General features: G+C 41.7%; 15 protein-coding genes. 8 read left to right on the forward strand and 7 right to left on the reverse strand.

Annotation, left to right across the window (positions count from 1 at the left end):
* Positions 1-33 precede the first annotated feature (33 nt).
* Together yidZ and M1F14_RS03285 are read right to left on the reverse strand one after the other, a co-directional pair.
* Positions 34-999, reverse strand: a complete 966-nt coding sequence (gene yidZ, locus M1F14_RS03280) for an HTH-type transcriptional regulator YidZ (protein ID WP_129467257.1) — start codon at positions 997-999, stop codon at positions 34-36.
* Entirely contained in the window at positions 992-2,176 is a 1,185-nt protein-coding gene (locus M1F14_RS03285) for an MdtL family multidrug efflux MFS transporter (protein WP_129467256.1), read from the reverse strand. Before M1F14_RS03285 ends, yidZ begins: the two co-directional genes overlap by 8 nt.
* Positions 2,177-2,509: 333 nt before the next feature.
* On the opposite strand from M1F14_RS03285, the gene asd reads away from it, so the two are divergent.
* Entirely contained in the window at positions 2,510-3,616 is a 1,107-nt protein-coding gene (gene asd, locus M1F14_RS03290) for an aspartate-semialdehyde dehydrogenase (protein WP_042846781.1), read from the forward strand.
* A gap of 336 nt (positions 3,617-3,952) precedes the next feature.
* Here asd and M1F14_RS03295 read toward each other — a convergent pair whose 3' ends face one another.
* The 5 genes from M1F14_RS03295 to dnaA all read right to left on the reverse strand — a co-directional run bounded on the left by M1F14_RS03295 (position 3,953) and on the right by dnaA (position 12,007).
* Complete coding sequence (locus M1F14_RS03295) at positions 3,953-5,536, reverse strand: phosphoethanolamine transferase (protein WP_155405703.1); 1,584 nt, start codon at positions 5,534-5,536, stop codon at positions 3,953-3,955.
* A gap of 436 nt (positions 5,537-5,972) precedes the next feature.
* Positions 5,973-8,387 (reverse strand): DNA topoisomerase (ATP-hydrolyzing) subunit B, encoded by a 2,415-nt coding sequence (gene gyrB, locus M1F14_RS03300; RefSeq protein ID WP_042846780.1) that lies wholly within the window; start codon positions 8,385-8,387, stop codon positions 5,973-5,975.
* A gap of 18 nt (positions 8,388-8,405) precedes the next feature.
* On the reverse strand, positions 8,406-9,500 hold the full coding sequence (gene recF, locus M1F14_RS03305; RefSeq protein ID WP_042846779.1) for a DNA replication/repair protein RecF: 1,095 nt from the start codon (positions 9,498-9,500) through the stop codon (positions 8,406-8,408).
* 9 nt (positions 9,501-9,509) lie between these two features.
* The gene (gene dnaN / locus M1F14_RS03310) at positions 9,510-10,610 is read right to left on the reverse strand and encodes a DNA polymerase III subunit beta (RefSeq protein WP_042846778.1); all 1,101 of its coding nucleotides are present in this window, start codon (positions 10,608-10,610) and stop codon (positions 9,510-9,512) included.
* A gap of 5 nt (positions 10,611-10,615) precedes the next feature.
* Entirely contained in the window at positions 10,616-12,007 is a 1,392-nt protein-coding gene (gene dnaA / locus M1F14_RS03315) for a chromosomal replication initiator protein DnaA (protein ID WP_042846777.1), read from the reverse strand.
* Positions 12,008-12,520: 513 nt separating this feature from the next.
* Here dnaA and M1F14_RS03320 point away from each other — a divergent pair.
* The 7 genes from M1F14_RS03320 (at position 12,521) to M1F14_RS03350 (ending at position 17,556) form a co-directional block, all read left to right on the forward strand.
* Positions 12,521-12,598 carry a hypothetical protein gene (locus M1F14_RS03320; RefSeq protein ID WP_367575689.1) on the forward strand — a complete coding sequence of 26 codons (78 nt, stop codon included), beginning with the start codon at positions 12,521-12,523 and terminating at the stop codon, positions 12,596-12,598.
* Positions 12,599-12,768: 170 nt separating this feature from the next.
* Positions 12,769-12,912, forward strand: coding sequence for a 50S ribosomal protein L34 (gene rpmH / locus M1F14_RS03325; RefSeq protein WP_042846776.1), 144 nt, complete (start codon positions 12,769-12,771; stop codon positions 12,910-12,912).
* A 21-nt stretch (positions 12,913-12,933) separates the two neighbouring features.
* Positions 12,934-13,293, forward strand: coding sequence for a ribonuclease P protein component (gene rnpA, locus M1F14_RS03330; protein WP_072035181.1), 360 nt, complete (start codon positions 12,934-12,936; stop codon positions 13,291-13,293).
* A complete protein-coding gene (gene yidD / locus M1F14_RS03335; RefSeq protein ID WP_042846775.1) occupies positions 13,257-13,517 on the forward strand; it encodes a membrane protein insertion efficiency factor YidD in 261 nt (86 codons plus the stop codon). The genes rnpA and yidD overlap by 37 nt, the downstream gene beginning before the upstream one ends.
* Positions 13,518-13,519: 2 nt before the next feature.
* Positions 13,520-15,169 (forward strand): membrane protein insertase YidC, encoded by a 1,650-nt coding sequence (gene yidC, locus M1F14_RS03340; protein WP_042846774.1) that lies wholly within the window; start codon positions 13,520-13,522, stop codon positions 15,167-15,169.
* Between the two features lie 127 nt (positions 15,170-15,296).
* The gene (mnmE, locus tag M1F14_RS03345) at positions 15,297-16,661 is read left to right on the forward strand and encodes a tRNA uridine-5-carboxymethylaminomethyl(34) synthesis GTPase MnmE (RefSeq protein ID WP_042846829.1); all 1,365 of its coding nucleotides are present in this window, start codon (positions 15,297-15,299) and stop codon (positions 16,659-16,661) included.
* A 130-nt stretch (positions 16,662-16,791) separates the two neighbouring features.
* Positions 16,792-17,556: a transferase gene (locus tag M1F14_RS03350; protein ID WP_181468904.1), complete on the forward strand. Its 765-nt coding sequence runs from the start codon at positions 16,792-16,794 to the stop codon at positions 17,554-17,556.
* The last annotated feature ends 23 nt before the right edge of the window (positions 17,557-17,579 follow it).

Here is a 17,579-nt window from a genome sequence, read left to right on the forward strand (position 1 = left end):
CATGGCAATTCATGCTCCTTGCCATGGCATTTTTTATGCATTTACAAAATTGAGAATGCTATTTTTAATTTGTTCTCTTAGCCATAATGTTTTGGAATTATACGAGTTGCGTTTATGCCACAACACTAAAAAGGGGATTTCGAGTTGCTGGTAAAGAATGTCATCAATGGGGAGTGGTAGACAGACGAGATCAAGTTTGAAGTTATTCACATAATGTTGGCAGTATCCGGGAGTACAGGTAATGAGATTGTGTTCAGGTCGTGATGCCATCAGCAGTGATTGTTCAAATGTTGAAAATGAAAGGCTAATTTGGCGATTAAGCCCCATTGTAGACAATAAGTCATCTAGGGCCCATGGAATACGATTACCAAATTCAGTGCTAATATGAGGGTATTTTAGGAAATTGGCTAAACTCCATTCTTCTTTTAGAATGGGGTGATCTCGGCGAATAAAGGCCAGAGGTCGGTCAGTAAACAACACGTCGAAATTAAGGATATTTGGTAAGTGGTTTATTGACTCTTTTGAGCTGTGAAAACTTTCCCTACCTACTAACCCAATATCGGCATCACCTGCCACTAATGCCGCAAGTGAATTATAGTCCCAATCCCGCATAATGACGTCTGATTCAGGATATTGATTGAGGATATTCAAGGATAAATCATGGAGCATGATCAGATTTAATGGAGCTTCCATCATTAACCGGAATGTCATTCCCCGTGGTTTTTCAGTATCACGGATTTCAGTGATATAGCTGGATAAATTCAAAAACTCAGGAAGTGATTTTTCTATATGATACATCAATGGTGTAGGAAGAAGCCCTTGCGGGCTGCGAATAAATAGCGGGTCATCAAACCATTGGCGTAGTTTAGACAATGATTTACTGACAGAAGATGGCGTGATAGCAAGGCGTTGAGCTACGAGGCTAACACTCCGCTCTTCCATTAAATATTGCAAAATAACCAGTAAATTTAAGTCTAAACGATGCAATTGTTTATTCACATGCTATTACCTTTTCATTGACTTGTGTGGCGGGAACTCTGAGCAAGATTATGCCCATAGTACCTGCTGCTAATAGGATAATTAGCAACATACTGATTGATGGTATGCCAATTGCCCCCATTAGCCAAATATACAAAGAGGCGAAGCTGAGTTGCGAAATGGCTAAAATGGAGCTTGCAATACCGGCTTTTCTGGCAAATGGGGATAGCGCTTGGCTCATAATAATCCCAAATTGCATTGAAAAACCCATTCCGCTACAAGCAAAAACAATAAATAGCAAAATCAGGTTGTTAAACGTAAAGAGATACACAGATAAAACAACGGCATTGAATAAAAATAACCCAAGGGCAGTATTGAGCAGTGATTGGCTATTAAATGTTGATAGCAATTTTGGCATTAAGAACGAAGTCCCCATACTCACCATTGCTAGAACAGTCATAGCTGTGGAATATTGACCCGTGGTAAAACCTAGATTACCCATCAGGATAATCGGTGCGACATTCACATAGGTCAGGATCACCGCCATTCCAAAGCAAGAAATAATCAAACGAGTGACAAAGAATAAATTGAAGATTTTTTCTGTGGTGTCTGGCGATGATGTGGTGTGTTTGGTTTCTTGGCGAGCCGCAGGTTTAGTTTCTTTTATCGACACTAAGCAGAAAACCATACTCAGTACCGCATAAGCAGCCATAAAGTAAAACATCATTGACCAATGGTAGACCAGTAAAATGGCAAACCCAATGACAGGGGCAAGTACGGGGGCAATACAAGTCACGCCATTCATTGCCGCTAAGACTTTAGTCCGCCTTTGTGGACTAAGTACATCTCGTAAAATAGCGAAAGTCACCACATAACAGAAACCAGCGCCGATGCCTTGTAGGAAGCGAGCCATCAAAAATAGGTCAATCGATGTCGAGTTTCCTGCCATGACAGAGGAAATGGCAAATATTGCCGTCCCCACTAAGACCACGGGTTTACGGCCAACATGGTCGGCGAACCATCCCCCAATGAGCATTGTGGATGCCATGCCTGCAAGGTAAATAGAAAATGCGACATGAAGTTGGCTTTCACTAGCGCTTAAGTCAGCGGCTATATAAGGAATACCCGTTAAGTGAAGGTCGACACCAAGGGGATAGATAAGGACTATCCAAAAGCTAAAAAGAACATATTTGGTCATGAGATAAGCTGTACTGTGAGAGGGATTATTCTAATTTTAAGCTGAGTGAATGATATAACGAATGGATTAATTAGAAAACAGCATTTTCCAAAATGGAAATAAGATATTCATGTGTTTTAGGAGGAGTATTAGCTTTATTACTAATCTTCTTACTATTAGTGATGAAATTCACTTGCACACTGATGCATATTTTGTCAGGTTTAATATATCCGAAAAATTTCTAGCTCCAGCTTTCATGAGCCTCTTATAAATGACAAAAATGCGGTATTGCTTCTTATTAAGTTGGAACAGGAAATTTTTTGGTAAAACTTTAAACAAACAGGGTGAATAAAAATGAAAAATGTAGGGTTTGTTGGTTGGCGCGGTATGGTCGGTTCAGTATTGATGCAGAGAATGGTAGAAGAACGTGATTTTGATGCGATCCGCCCTGTATTTTTTACGACGTCACAACAAGGTGCAGAAGCACCAACTTATGGTGGTCATCGAAGTGTTTTACAAGATGCCTTTGATATCGATGCATTGAAAGCGCTAGATGTTATTATTAGCTGCCAAGGTGGTGATTATACTAATGATGTCTATCCGAAGCTCAGAGCCGCAGGCTGGGATGGCTACTGGATTGACGCAGCATCTTCATTACGTATGAATGATGATGCGATTATCATTCTTGACCCAGTGAATAACCAACACATTCAAGATGGTTTGAATAAAGGTATTAAGACCTTTGTTGGTGGTAACTGTACAGTTAGTTTGATGTTGATGTCTTTAGGTGGTTTGTTCACGAATAATTTAGTGGAATGGGCGTCAGTTGCAACTTATCAAGCCGCATCAGGTGCAGGTGCACGTAATATGCGTGAGCTACTGGCACAAATGGGGTCTTTGCACACACAAGTGGTCAAAGAACTGCAAGACCCAGCCTCTGCTATTTTAGATATTGAGAAGAAAGTCACTGATTTTACACGCAGTGGCGCGATGCCAACAGATGCGTTTGGTGTCCCACTAGCAGGAAGCTTAATCCCATGGATTGATAAAGCGCTAGAAAATGGCCAAAGCCGTGAAGAGTGGAAAGGCCAAGCGGAATCTAACAAAATATTGGCAACAGGTAAAAATATTATCCCTGTTGATGGTTTGTGTGTTCGTATTGGCGCACTTCGTTGCCATAGCCAAGCCTTTACATTGAAATTGAAAAAAGATGTGCCGTTAAAAGAGGTTGAACAATTACTGGCTTCTCATAATGAGTGGGTAAAAGTCGTTCCAAATGATAGAGAAATCACAATGCGTGAACTGACACCTGCTGCAGTGACTGGTACATTAAGTACGCCAGTTGGCCGCTTACGCAAATTGAATATGGGGCCTGAGTATTTATCAGCCTTTACTGTTGGTGACCAATTACTGTGGGGAGCCGCTGAGCCTCTTCGCCGTATGTTAAGGATTTTATTATAATTCCTTAATGAATGTCGGTGGGTTATATAGGCCTGCATATAAAAATATGTTGGCTTTACCCAAGGGGATATTCTTGTTGTACACGAATAATGGCGTCTTGATATGACGCCATTATGTATTTTGGTGATGAATAACCTTTAATTCAATATACTTCACTGGATAGAAAATACGGTTTTTTTAGGTATTGAAACATCATTAGGGGGAAGTATATTCACGTTTCCTCAAGCAGTTTTATATTATGACCCACTGTATTATTGGCAATACTAGGGCGAACAGTATTGGCGACTTCCATGATGCCACTATTTTTCTTTAGATAATGCCAAATATTTTTAGCTTTTATTGAGGGTCTTTTGTTTCCGATGGTAATTGATTAACCGGTAATATGTTACGGTTGCCATCAATCACCTGAATGTTGTTATTGGGTTGATAGCATTCACGCATGGGAGATAAACAAGCTTGTGATGCATGCTGTTGTATTCCTAACCAGTCACTAATTAACCAATAATTATTAGCAGTTGAATAGGGTTGACCCAAAGCTCGTGGGTTTAATGCCGGTTTTGGTATGGTTTGGCTGTACCAGATTAATAAGGGTATCTCATAAGCTTCTTTTCTTGGGTTATTTACGCCATGGTGGTAGTGAATATTGTTATCACTGTCTAATCGTTGTAATGCATGGTCTGAAAAGTACATCAACGAAGCGGGCTTCCCGTCTAGCTGTTGGAGTAAGTTTTCGATAAATTTATCGGTATAAGCGATAGAGCTGTCATAACAATTATCATCTTCTTGTTCACTGAATTTTTTTAACTCTTTTTCTGGAAAACGGTTACACGCAGGCTCATGGCTCCCATAAGTATGTAGGATGATCAGTTTTTTCTTGTCTGTTGGGTCGTTAATCGCATCATTAAAATGGTCTTGAATTTCCTCATCATAACCCACGAATTCATTCCATTTTTTCTTTTGAGCCATGTTAGCTATCGCAGAGATGACACTGGTTCGTTTATTGGTTTTTCCTTGGTTACTTATCCAATAGGTTTTAAAACCCGCATGATTGGCTAATGAAATAATATTGTCAGCATAGTGTGATTTATCCTGCATTTGGTCAAAGCGAATATTAGACAGTGAGATTGGCACTGACAATATGGTGACCGGAGCAGGAGAATAAGCTTGTTGGAATACCAAAAGCTGTGACTGACGATTATCTAGATTAGGGGTTGTATCATATTGATAGCCATATAAACCCATATGGTCACGACGTAGGGATTCGCCAATGACGAGAACATAGATTTGTGCTTCAGTATCTTTTTTCTCATAGTCAAATGAAACGATTTGGGATGAGATTTTTTTTATGCCGCGGTTTTCATACAAGTTTTTGACGAGAGCAGCTGCATTGTAAAATGGCGTGTTGAGCAAATATTTTTCGGTTATTAACAATGAGCTATCTGGTTTATTGAGTAATGACGCGTAATAAGCAGGGATTGCTAAGAGGTAACCACATAACATCGCGATACTAATCATTGTCGTACGGCGGTTTATATATTTAGCACATTTATGGATGCTTAATAAATACACTGAAAAAACAAACAAATAAAAGATCACATAACCAATATTGTAGGAGAGCATCCCCACCGTTTCGCTACTATTGGTATTAATAAAGGTTTCGGCAATTGAAGAGGAAAACCGAATATCGTGTTTTTTGTAAAAGAAAAATGAGACTGAAAGATTTAACGCCCAAAGCAATGAGACGAAAACCGTGAATATTTTTCCGATAAGGAACCGATATACGCCAGCACACAGAAGCATAATGAGTGTGCCAGAAATGATAATCGCAGTGTCTGCCATCACATTCGCATCACCACTGAAAAAAACAGGGATGGATGAGAGCAACAAAAAATAAATAGGGATAATCAGTTGTCGTATCATTGTTTTCTTATTACGTATTTTGCTTTTACCTTGAGTGTGTTGGGTTATTGAACATATGGATTTAACCATTAACATCTAATTAACTTAGGGTATTAACCGTTTATAGCACATAAAAAGATAAGATAATCAAAATAGTGGCGTAAAAAACTGTAAAATCTCGTGAGGTTAAGTCATGAGCTTTTCCCTACCAAGAAAATGGCAGCGAAGAAACTTTGTTAAAAGAGAGAGCAATTTGGCTCTCAATATCACTGTGATGGTCGCTTTTAGATAAAGGCTTACCATAATCGGCTAATAAATTAATGAGTTATTGCTTATTTTAAAATAAGAGGGCTGCTGAATGTCATGTTCAGTGAGCAAATAAGTAGGGGAAATAAAGAAAAAAATAACCCCACACTTTCGAGTGGAGTTATTTAATATTAGTCAGTAAATATAATAATTAAATATCAATATTTGCTGCTTTTAGCGCATTCTCTTCAATAAATGCACGACGAGGTTCAACAGCATCACCCATCAATGTAGTAAAGAGTAAATCTGTTGCGATAGCATCTTTTACGGTTACGCGCATCATACGGCGAGTTTCAGGGTTCATGGTGGTTTCCCAAAGCTGTTCTGGGTTCATTTCACCAAGACCTTTATAACGCTGTACATACAGACCACGACGCGATTCACGAGATAGCCAAGCGAGAGCTTCTTCAAAGTTATCAATATTCTGACGACGCTCACCACGTTGGATATACGCCCCTTCTTCAATTAAGCCACTGATTAAGTCGCCTAAATGAGTGATACGGCGATACTCGCTACCGTGAACAAAATCGAAGTCGAGGTTGTAATCAGTATCAACACCGTGAGTGCGAATACGGATTGTTGGCTCAAATAATTGGCGCTCACGATTTTCTTTAATTATGTAGCTATATGTGCTGCCGAATTGCTCATTGTCTTCTAAGCGCTTAACTAATGTTTGAGCCCATTCTTCAACTTTTGCGTTTTCTTTTAAGTCTTCCTCAGTCAGCGTAGACTGATAAACTAAGCTGTTGAGTAAGGCTTGTGGGTATAAGCGCTCAAGGCGACGAATAATACGGTGAGCCGCATTATATTCGACAACCAGCTTTTCTAATTCTTCACCTTTCATTGCTGGAGCGTCGGCACTGAGATGTAACTCTGCACCATCAAGGGCGATAGAAATAAGATAATCGTCCATCGCATCGTCATCTTTTATGTATTGCTCTTGTTTGCCACGTTTTACTTTATACAGTGGCGGCTGAGCGATAAAGATATGACCGCGTTCAACAATTTCAGGCATTTGACGATAGAAGAAGGTTAATAGCAGTGTACGAATGTGTGAACCATCGACGTCCGCATCCGTCATGATAATAATGCTATGATAACGCAGTTTGTCTGGGTTGTACTCATCACGTCCGATGCCACAACCTAATGCTGTGATAAGAGTGGCAACTTCTTGTGAAGAAAGCATTTTATCGAAACGCGCTTTTTCAACATTAAGAATTTTACCTTTTAGTGGCAAAATAGCTTGGTTTTTACGGTTACGGCCTTGTTTTGCTGAGCCGCCCGCAGAGTCCCCTTCCACTAAGTAGAGTTCAGATAATGCTGGGTCACGTTCTTGGCAGTCTGCTAATTTACCCGGTAGGCCGGCTAAGTCTAACGCACCTTTACGGCGTGTCATTTCACGTGCTTTACGTGCGGCTTCACGAGCACGAGCGGCATCGATAATTTTACCGACAACAATTTTAGCGTCATTCGGGTTTTCCAGTAAATACTCAACCAACCGCTCGTTCATGATAGTTTCAACGGCAGTTTTTACCTCAGAAGAAACTAGTTTTTCTTTGGTTTGTGATGAGAATTTAGGGTCTGGAACTTTCACGGAAATAACAGCAATTAGGCCTTCACGCGCATCATCACCTGTAGCGTTGACTTTGCTTTTCTTCTGATAGCCTTCTTTTTCCATGTAGTTATTTAATGTGCGGGTCATCGCTGCACGGAAACCAGCTAAGTGAGTACCACCATCACGTTGTGGGATGTTATTGGTGTAGCAGTATACGTTTTCTTGGAAGCCATCATTCCATTGCATTGAAACTTCAACACCAATACCGTCTTTTTCTGTAGAGAAATAAAATACTGACGGATGAATTGGCGTTTTATTGCGACTTAAATATTCAACAAAGGCTTTGATACCACCTTCGTAATGGAAATGGTCTTCTTTCCCATCACGTTTATCAATAAGCCTGATTGATACCCCAGAGTTTAAGAATGATAGCTCACGAAGACGTTTAGCTAAAATATCATACTCGAATTCTGTGACACCTTTAAAGGTATCCATACTTGGCCAAAAACGTACGAGAGTACCTGTTATGTCTGTTTCCCCAACAACAGTCAGAGGACCTTGTGGTTCACCGTGTTTATAAATTTGCTCATGAACTTTACCGTCACGACGAATGACCAGTTCAAGTTTTTCAGATAAGGCGTTAACAACAGAAACCCCAACTCCGTGTAAACCACCGGAGACTTTATAGGAGTTGTCATCAAATTTCCCCCCTGCGTGCAGGACAGTCATGATAACTTCTGCAGCAGAGACACCTTCTTCTTCGTGTATACCTGTTGGTATCCCACGTCCATCATCCTGTACGGAGATAGAGTTATCGGCATGGATAGTGATCACGATATCGTCACAGAAGCCTGCGAGGGCTTCGTCGATAGCGTTGTCGACAACCTCGAAAACCATGTGATGAAGACCTGTTCCATCGTCTGTATCACCGATATACATGCCCGGGCGCTTACGCACCGCATCCAGTCCTTTTAATACCTTGATACTTGAGGAGTCATATGTATTCGACATCAACGTTTCCTGCTCTTTCTATTCCTGAGGTTGAACTTCTATTTTGCCATGTTCTACACTAAACATCTTACTGTTTGCGTCTATCATATCATTAACTTGTTCAGCTGTAATGGCACTGACAAACACTTGTGCTTGCGTAGCTTTGAGACGTGTCGCTAACAATTGGCGGCGACCCGCATCAAGCTCGGAGGCAAAATCATCCAGCAGATACAGGCACCTTTGCCCGCTCTGACGAGTGAAAAACTCACCCTGCGCTAACCTTAATGCACACATTAATAGCTTTAGTTGGCCCCGAGAAAGCATATCTTCTACAGGGGTACCATTTGCACGAATACGCAAATCTGCTTTATGTGGCCCTGAAGCGGTATAGGTTAGTGCTCTATCACGCTCAAATTGGCGCTCTAATTGTTCTGAATAATCAATTTCTTTATCCCAACCGCGCTGAAAGGATACCGAGAGTGAAAATTCGGGTAAAAACTGCTGACAGGTTTGCTCTATATTTTCGGCAATACCTGCGATGTAGTCATGACGCCATTGGCTAATTTGCTCTGAAATTGGCGCCAGTTGTTTATCCCAGTGACGTATTTGTTCGTAACGGGTAACTTGGCGTAAAGCCGCATTTCGCTGCTTTAATAACCGTTTTAAATCAGACCATACTGAAAAAAACAACGGATCATTGTGAAAACAGCCCCAATCAATGAAGGCTCGACGATATTTCGGGCCGCCATTGAGTAGTGTAAAACCTTCTGGGGTAATTAATTGCATCGGCAACAGTTTTGCAAGCTCTGCAATTTTATGGCCGTCGGTGCCGTCTATGCGAACTTTACTGTCACCCTCGCGATTTTTGCTTAACCCCAATGAAAGGTCATTACGATTTTTATCTAGATGGCTAAGTTTACCATGAAGAATAAATTGTTCTTGCTCATGACGAATAACACGATTCGCTTGAATACTGCGAAATGCGCGGCCATGACCTAAGGTGTACACTGCTTCCAGTATACTAGTTTTGCCACTCCCGTTTGGGCCAATTAAAAAATTGAACCCATTAGCAAGGGCGAGATCCGCATTTTCAATATTTCGAAAATCGCGGATTAATAAACGCGAAAGGATCATAAATACCGATTATAAACGCATTGGCATGACAACATATACCGCCGCTTTGCTTTCAGCGTCTTCAATTTGCACACTGGAAACTGCATCGGTTAATAATAGCTGCACGTTTTCACTTTTCAGTGCATTTAAGACATCTAAGATGTAGCTGACGTTAAAACCAATTTCCATCTCAGTTCCCTGATAGCTAACATCAACAATTTCTTCAGCTTCTTCTTGCTCAGGGTTATTTGCTGTGATGCGTAATTGGTTTTCACTAAAATATAAGCGTACTCCGCGGAATTTTTCATTGGATAAAATCGCCGCACGGGAAAATGCCTGTTTTAGTAAGTCACAACGAGCTTCTAATGTTTTATTTGGGTTTTTCGGTAACACACGGCGATAATCAGGGAAGCGACCATCAACCAATTTAGAGGTAAAAATAAAATCCCCTACGTGGGCGCGTATGTTATTGCTACCGATTTGCAGTTGTAATGGTGAATCGCCACCATCTAACAAGCGCATTAACTCAATCACCCCTTTACGAGGAACAATTACTGAATGAGAAGGTAAAGATTGACCGATGTCCATCGCACAAACTGCTAGCCTGTGCCCATCGGTTGAAACGGTTCTCAGCATTGAGTCTTCAGTTTCAAATAGCATTCCGTTGAGATAATAACGCACATCTTGGTGTGCCATGGAAAACTGAGTTGCTTCAATTAAACGTTTCAGTATTGACTGAGGAAGAGAAAATTCAACTTCACTTTGCCAATCATCTAGGTTTGGAAAGTCTGCTGCTGGCAAAGTAGATAATGAAAAGCGGCTACGACCAGAACGGACGAGCAGTCTATCATCATTGAGTTCTACTAGAATTTCAGAACCTTCAGGTAAACCACGCCAGATATCAAAAAACTTGCGTGCAGGCACCGTTGTTGCACCAACTTCATGTTCCTGCGTTAGAGGAACGTTGGCCATCATCTCCATTTCAAGGTCGGTTCCAGTGAGTTGGAGGGTGCCTTCTTTTACCTGTAATAAAAGGTTACCTAAAATAGGCAGAGTTGGACGCCCACCTAAAGGACCACTAACCTGTTGTAACGGTTTTAATAACTGCTCGCGTTCTATAATAAATTTCATAGCAATTAAGATGATAATGTTCTGATTAAATTAGAAAAATCTTCTTTGATGTCATGGCTCTCTTCCCGTAACTGTTCAATTTTACGACAAGCGTGTAATACCGTGGTATGGTCACGGCCGCCAAAGGCATCCCCGATTTCAGGTAAACTATGGTTGGTCAGCTCTTTTGCCAAGGCCATTGCCATCTGACGCGGACGAGCGACAGAACGAGAACGGCGTTTCGACAGTAAATCTGCCACTTTAATTTTATAATATTCAGCAACAGTTTTTTGAATATTATCAATAGTTACCAGTTTTTCTTGTAGTGCTAATAGGTCACGTAATGCTTCGCGTACAAAATCGATAGTAATTGCGCGACCTGTAAAGTTTGCGTTGGCGATCACACGATTTAATGCGCCTTCTAACTCACGAACATTAGAGCGAAGCCGTTTTGCGATGAAAAAAGCCACTTCACCTGGCAGTTGGATTTCATTTTCATCTGCTTTTTTCATTAATATCGCGACACGGGTTTCGAGTTCTGGTGGTTCGATTGCTACCGTTAAACCCCAACCAAAGCGTGACTTTAAGCGATCTTCAACCCCGTTAATCTCTTTTGGATAACGGTCGGATGTTAAAATAATTTGCTGATTGCCTTCAAGTAACGCGTTAAAAGTATGGAAAAACTCTTCTTGTGAACGCTCTTTGTTAGCAAAAAATTGAATATCATCAATAAGTAATGCATCTACAGAACGGTAATAACGTTTAAATTCTTCAATTGCGTTATTCTGTAGAGCTTTGACCATATCTTGAACAAAACGTTCAGAGTGCATATAAACCACGCGTGCGTTGGCTTTATGCTCCATAATACTATTGCCTACAGCATGTAATAAGTGAGTTTTACCTAAACCTGTTCCACCATAAAGGAATAGTGGATTATAGGCCCCACCCGGATTTTCAGCCACTTGCCTCGCGGCGGCACGAGCCAATTGGTTCGATTTACCTTCAACAAAGTTATCAAAAGTGTGCTTAGGGTTCACATTAGAACGGTAAGCGACTTCCGGTTGTACTTTGGCTGAGTTATCCCAACTTGGTTTAATCGGAGCTGACGGCGCGGCAAATGCAGGTACTTGGTTTGTTGTACGTGCTTGCGTTGCTGCCGGTGCGACGGCAATCGGTTTATTGCCCACTTCAAAGTGTAGAGCAGGCGCGTCAGTTCCACAAAAGTCATTCAATAATTCATTAATATTATTGATGTACTTGTCTCTAACCCAGTCGAGAACAAAACGATTTGGGGCATACAGTGCCAGTGTGTTGTCGTTTAATTCAGCTTGAAGGGGGCGTATCCACATACTGAATTCTGTGGCAGGTAGTTCATCCTGCAATCGGGCAAGACATTGCTGCCAAAGCGAAAGTGACACGTTGGACTCCCCTAAACAAGGTCAATGGAACAAGAATTACGGATTCAAACAAAGAATTTTCTCAGGATCACTTTTTATTAATGGCCCAAAGAGGTTTTAGATTAATTTTTACTTACCGCATATTGCTGATCAGTGGATCAGAAATAGACCCGAGATCATACCGCAAAATTAGCCAGAGATCTTCATTCTTTTACACAGTTTTTATGCTTTTTATCCACAGGTAAATGTGATAAGGCATCTCTTATGATAAAGAAACAGACAGGATGATCGTCATTACCCGCTATTTTTCCACATGGCTGGGGATAACTTTAGACGATTTCTCGAAAATATTCTGCTTGATCAAAAAATATTTTCAGATCACTTCAAGATCCTTGCGCTTTGGGGCGGAGTCCGTATAATCTTCCTCCCTGTGTACAGTACTGATGTGATTTTTACACAAAACTGAGGTAAACTTGCTGGGTACCGCTACTCTATTTTAACGCTGACGTTAAAGAGAGAGGGGGTTAAAAGCAGGTGGTCAGCCAGTATGAAAGTAAAATAATCAGTTGGCTGTCACAACATATGTCGGCAAACCTGTCAGCCAGGCTATAAATAAAAGTGGTTTGATTGCGTCATTTCATTGACGTGACCCCCTATGTTTTATTACAATCCTGCCTCTTTCTATATTGTTGCGATAGAGGCACAGGTGTAAATCAGTTTTCACTGGTTGCCAACGCGTTTACTGAATCAGTAATAAATTTTAAAGTTAGGTAGAAATCGTTATGAAACGCACTTTTCAACCGTCCGTACTGAAGCGCAACCGTTCACACGGTTTCCGTGCTCGTATGGCTACAAAAAATGGTCGTCAAGTTCTGGCTCGCCGTCGTGCGAAAGGCCGCTCTAGTCTGACCGTTTCATCTAAGTAATAAAGCTAGCCCTCTATTCCAGTGGTTACGCTCGCTTTTACCCGGGAGTTACGTTTGTTAACTCCCAGGCATTTCGATAATGTCTTTAAGCAGCCGCAGAGGGCGAGTTCCCCAGAGATAACTATCCTTGGTCGCCTAAACGAGCTGGGGCATCCCCGCATCGGTCTTACCATCGCCAAAAAAAATGTTAAACGAGCTCATGAGCGAAATCGTATCAAACGGTTAGCCCGTGAATACTTTCGTTTGCATCAACATGAGTTGCCTTCAATGGATTTTGTGGTATTGGTAAGGAAAGGGGTCGCTAATCTCGACAATCAACAGATTACGGAATCGTTGGATAAGTTATGGCGTCGTCACCGTCGCTTGGCTCAAAATTCCTGATCATGCTGATCAGAGGCTACCAACTGGTGATTAGCCCGTTGTTAGGGCCTCGTTGTCGCTTCAATCCCACATGTTCAAATTACGGAATTGAGGCATTGCGCAGGTTTGGTATGCTAAAAGGGAGTTGGTTAACGGCGAAACGCATATTAAAATGCCACCCTTTACACGCTGGTGGAGATGATCCTGTCCCACCTAGAAAAACTGATGATAATAGAGAATTATAACGATGGATTCGCAACGCAATCTTCTACTCATCGCTTTGTTGTTCGTGTCGTTCTTAGTTTGGCAGGCCTGGGAGAGCGATAAAGTTGCTCAGGAAGTTAAAACTGTTCAAACTACGCAACAAGCGGATATGCCAAGCAGTGATGCTCAAGCCGTAACTGGCAGCGGGCAAGGTAAGCTCATCACAGTCAAAACAGATGTATTGGATATTCGTATCAATACTCGTGGTGGTGATATCGATGAGGCTGACCTGTTAGCCTATCCTGCGACCCTTCATTCGGAAGACCCTTTCCGTTTACTGGAAACTAACCCAGGCTTTGTCTACCAGGCACAAAGTGGTTTGATTGGCCTTCATGGCCCAGACAACCCCGCAAATAATAATGGCGAACGTCCACTGTACTCTACAGACTCTGCAACTTTCGTTTTAGAGAACGGTCAGGATGTGTTACGTGTTCCAATGACATTTACAGATAGCAACGGTGTTGTTTATCAGAAAACGTATATTGTGAAACGTGGCCAATACACTGTTGAAGTTGAATACAGTATTCAAAACCCGACAGCTCAACCTTTAAGTCTCGCTTTCTTCGGTCAGTTGAAACAAACTATCGAGTTACCAAAAGAGCGTGATACAGGTAGCAGTAATTTTGCTTTGCATACTTACCGTGGTGCAGCTTACTCTTCAGATGAAAACAACTATAAAAAATATAGCTTTGGTGACATCGAAGATAAAAGCCTTGATTTGACCACTAAAGGTGGCTGGGTCGCGATGTTGCAACAATATTTTGCAACCGCATGGATCCCTGCAAGTTCTGAAAAGAGCACCTTCTATACCATCGACCTTGATAAAAAATCTGCCATTATTGGTTATAAGAGTGAACCAATGACCATTGCTGCAAATGGTGCAGGTACTTATTCATCAACGTTATGGGTTGGTCCAGAAATTCAATCTGAAATGGCGGCAGTTGCTCCTCATTTAGATTTGACCGTAGATTACGGTTGGTTATGGTTTATCTCTCAGCCTCTGTTCAAACTGTTGAAATTTATTCACGGTTTCGTGGGTAACTGGGGTATTGCCATCATTGTTATTACCTTTATCGTCCGTGGTATTATGTACCCACTGACTAAAGCGCAATATACCTCAATGGCGAAAATGCGTTTACTGCAACCAAAATTGGCTGCGATGCGTGAGCGTATTGGTGATGACAAACAGCGTATGAGCCAAGAAATGATGGCGATGTATAAAGCAGAAAAAGTAAACCCACTGGGTGGATGTTTACCTCTGCTGATCCAAATGCCAATATTCCTTGCACTTTATTATATGTTGATGGGTTCTGTTGAACTGCGTCACGCCCCATTCTTTGGTTGGATCCAAGACTTGTCTGCGCAAGACCCGTATTACATCCTGCCAGTATTGATGGGTGTGACGATGTTTGTTATCCAGAAAATGTCACCGACCGCTGTGACTGACCCAATGCAGCAGAAGATCATGACGTACATGCCTGTCGTGTTTACTATTTTCTTCCTGTGGTTCCCATCAGGTCTGGTTCTGTATTATATCGTGAGTAACTTAGTCACCATTATCCAGCAACAAGTGATTTACCGTGGTCTGGAAAAACGTGGTCTACACAGTCGCGATAAAAAAGAGAAAAAATAATTTCGCTTCTCAGTAAATTGAGAATGGCTTCACAAAGCGAGATTCTATAGTAGTATTAAGGCGACCAATTATGGTCGCCTTAATTATTTTCAAAAAACAGTTTTCAAGTCAAAGACAGAGAAACCTCATGCAAATCAACGATACTATCGTCGCACAGGCAACACCTCCCGGTCGTGGTGGTGTCGGTATTTTACGTATATCTGGCCCAAAAGCTGCATTAGTGGCTGAAACCGTGTTGGGTAAACTCCCTAAGCCACGTTATGCGGATTATCTCCCTTTTCGTGATGTAGAAGGTTCTGTCCTTGACCAAGGTATTGCGCTTTACTTCCCTGGGCCAAATTCCTTTACAGGGGAAGATGTCCTTGAACTACAAGGACACGGTGGTCCGGTCATTCTTGATTTATTGCTAAGAAGAATACTCACTATTGATGGTATTCGTATAGCAAATCCGGGTGAGTTTTCTGAGCGTGCATTTTTGAATGATAAGCTTGATTTAGCCCAAGCTGAGGCGATTGCCGATTTAATCGATGCGAGTTCAGAGCAAGCGGCGCGTTCTGCAATGAACTCCTTACAGGGGGCTTTTTCTTCCCATATTCACCAATTAGTGGAAGCACTCACTCACTTGCGCATCTATGTGGAAGCAGCGATTGATTTTCCCGATGAAGAAATTGATTTTCTATCTGATGGTAAAATTGAAGCCAAGCTTAATGAAGTGGTTGCCGATTTAGAACAGGTTCGCTCCCAAGCTCGCCAAGGTAGTTTGTTGCGAGAAGGGATGAAAGTGGTGATTGCTGGGCGTCCAAACGCTGGTAAATCTAGCTTACTGAATGCGTTAGCAGGGCGAGAGGCAGCGATTGTCACGGATATAGCGGGTACAACCCGTGATGTGTTGCGTGAACATATACATATTGATGGAATGCCATTACATATCATTGATACAGCAGGCCTACGGGAAGCCAGTGATGAAGTTGAGCGTATAGGTATCGAGCGTGCATGGAAGGAGATTGAACAGGCTGACCATGTGCTGTTTATGGTGGATAGCACCACGACTGATGCCACTGAGCCACAAGAGATTTGGCCCGAATTTATGGCACGCCTACCCGATGAGCTACCCGTAACTGTGATCCGTAATAAAGCAGACATGACCGGGGAGCCGGTTGAGTTTATTGATAACACTCGTTACCCATTAATCCGTTTATCTGCTCGTGAAGAAAATGGTATTGATTTATTGCGGGATCATCTAAAAGAAGCGGTTGGCTTTAATAGTAATACAGAGGGTGGTTTTTTGGCACGTAGCCGCCATTTACAAGCATTGAATGCGGCCGCAGTTCACCTAGAACAGGGCTATGACCAGTTAGTGAATGCCCGCTCCGGTGAGCTTTTGGCTGAAGAGTTGCGTCTAGCCCAATTAGAACTCAGCGAAATCACGGGGGAGTTTACCTCTGATGATTTATTAGGCCGTATTTTCTCAAGTTTTTGTATTGGGAAGTAATACGGTATCGTATTAACCTACACGGCGTTGTGTAGGTTTCCTTTCTTTTTTGTCGTCTTAATCCAATATTAAGCATTTAGTGTTTTTATTTTTCTAAAATGGTCGATTAAACCAACTAACAGATAAAAGCATGGATAAGTTATTGCAAGTTAACACTCAAAGTTACGCTCAACGCCCTGACTTAATAGAAGAGTGCGAGTTATTTCTTGATAAGTTATGGCCTCAGTTTATGAGCCAATCATCGGTATGTGATGAATATTGGAACAGGCTTGATGAAGAGCCCAATTCTTATTTTCAATTTATTGCCACTGTAAATGAGAAAGAAGAGGAGCGGGTCATTGGTATTATTCGCTCTGTGCCTTTTTTATGGCCTTATGGTGATTTTAGCAAATTAGCGGAAATGGGCTGGGATGCGATTTTTAACTTCGCGATGGAAAATCAACAAGGCGGAGAGCCTTATATTTCGGCACTTTCTGTGACGGTTGACCCGCAATATCGTGGGTGTCAAATCCCTGCTTTATTGATTAATGCATTAAAACACGCAGCAAAAGAATATGCGGCAAAAGCGGTGATTGTGCCTGTTCGCCCAACATTAAAACATTGTTATCCATTACAGGATTTTGAGGCGTATTGCGGCTGGCAAAATGAGCGAGGAGAGCCTTTTGACCCGTGGATCAGAACGCATTGGCGGTTGGGTGCCACGGTACTACAGCCCGTTCATCGTTCAATGGTCATTACAGGCTCAATTGCTGATTGGCAATCATGGACAGGCATGTATTTCCCGCAATCAGGGCAATATATTGTACCCAACGCTTTGGTGCCAGTTACTGTTGATATTCAGCGCCAACAAGTTGAATATATTGAGCCTAATTTGTGGATGATGCACTCGTTTTAAGGCTCAGTATTGTGTCTATCTTT

Origin of the sequence: Providencia sp. PROV003 (assembly GCF_045040775.1) — a bacterium.
GTDB lineage: Bacteria > Pseudomonadota > Gammaproteobacteria > Enterobacterales > Enterobacteriaceae > Providencia > Providencia huashanensis.

Excerpts from the sequence above, each read along its gene's own strand:
- M1F14_RS03285 (WP_129467256.1), bottom strand. The coding sequence starts at position 2,176 with ATGACCAAATATGTTCTTTTTAGCTTTTGGATAGTCCTTATCTATCCC.
- asd (WP_042846781.1), top strand. The coding sequence starts at position 2,510 with ATGAAAAATGTAGGGTTTGTTGGTTGGCGCGGTATGGTCGGTTCAGTA.
- M1F14_RS03295 (WP_155405703.1), bottom strand. The coding sequence starts at position 5,536 with ATGATACGACAACTGATTATCCCTATTTATTTTTTGTTGCTCTCATCC.
- gyrB (WP_042846780.1), bottom strand. The coding sequence starts at position 8,387 with ATGTCGAATACATATGACTCCTCAAGTATCAAGGTATTAAAAGGACTG.
- recF (WP_042846779.1), bottom strand. The coding sequence starts at position 9,500 with ATGATCCTTTCGCGTTTATTAATCCGCGATTTTCGAAATATTGAAAAT.
- dnaN (WP_042846778.1), bottom strand. The coding sequence starts at position 10,610 with ATGAAATTTATTATAGAACGCGAGCAGTTATTAAAACCGTTACAACAG.
- rpmH (WP_042846776.1), top strand. The coding sequence starts at position 12,769 with ATGAAACGCACTTTTCAACCGTCCGTACTGAAGCGCAACCGTTCACAC.
- yidD (WP_042846775.1), top strand. The coding sequence starts at position 13,257 with ATGGCGTCGTCACCGTCGCTTGGCTCAAAATTCCTGATCATGCTGATC.
- yidC (WP_042846774.1), top strand. The coding sequence starts at position 13,520 with ATGGATTCGCAACGCAATCTTCTACTCATCGCTTTGTTGTTCGTGTCG.
- mnmE (WP_042846829.1), top strand. The coding sequence starts at position 15,297 with ATGCAAATCAACGATACTATCGTCGCACAGGCAACACCTCCCGGTCGT.
- M1F14_RS03350 (WP_181468904.1), top strand. The coding sequence starts at position 16,792 with ATGGATAAGTTATTGCAAGTTAACACTCAAAGTTACGCTCAACGCCCT.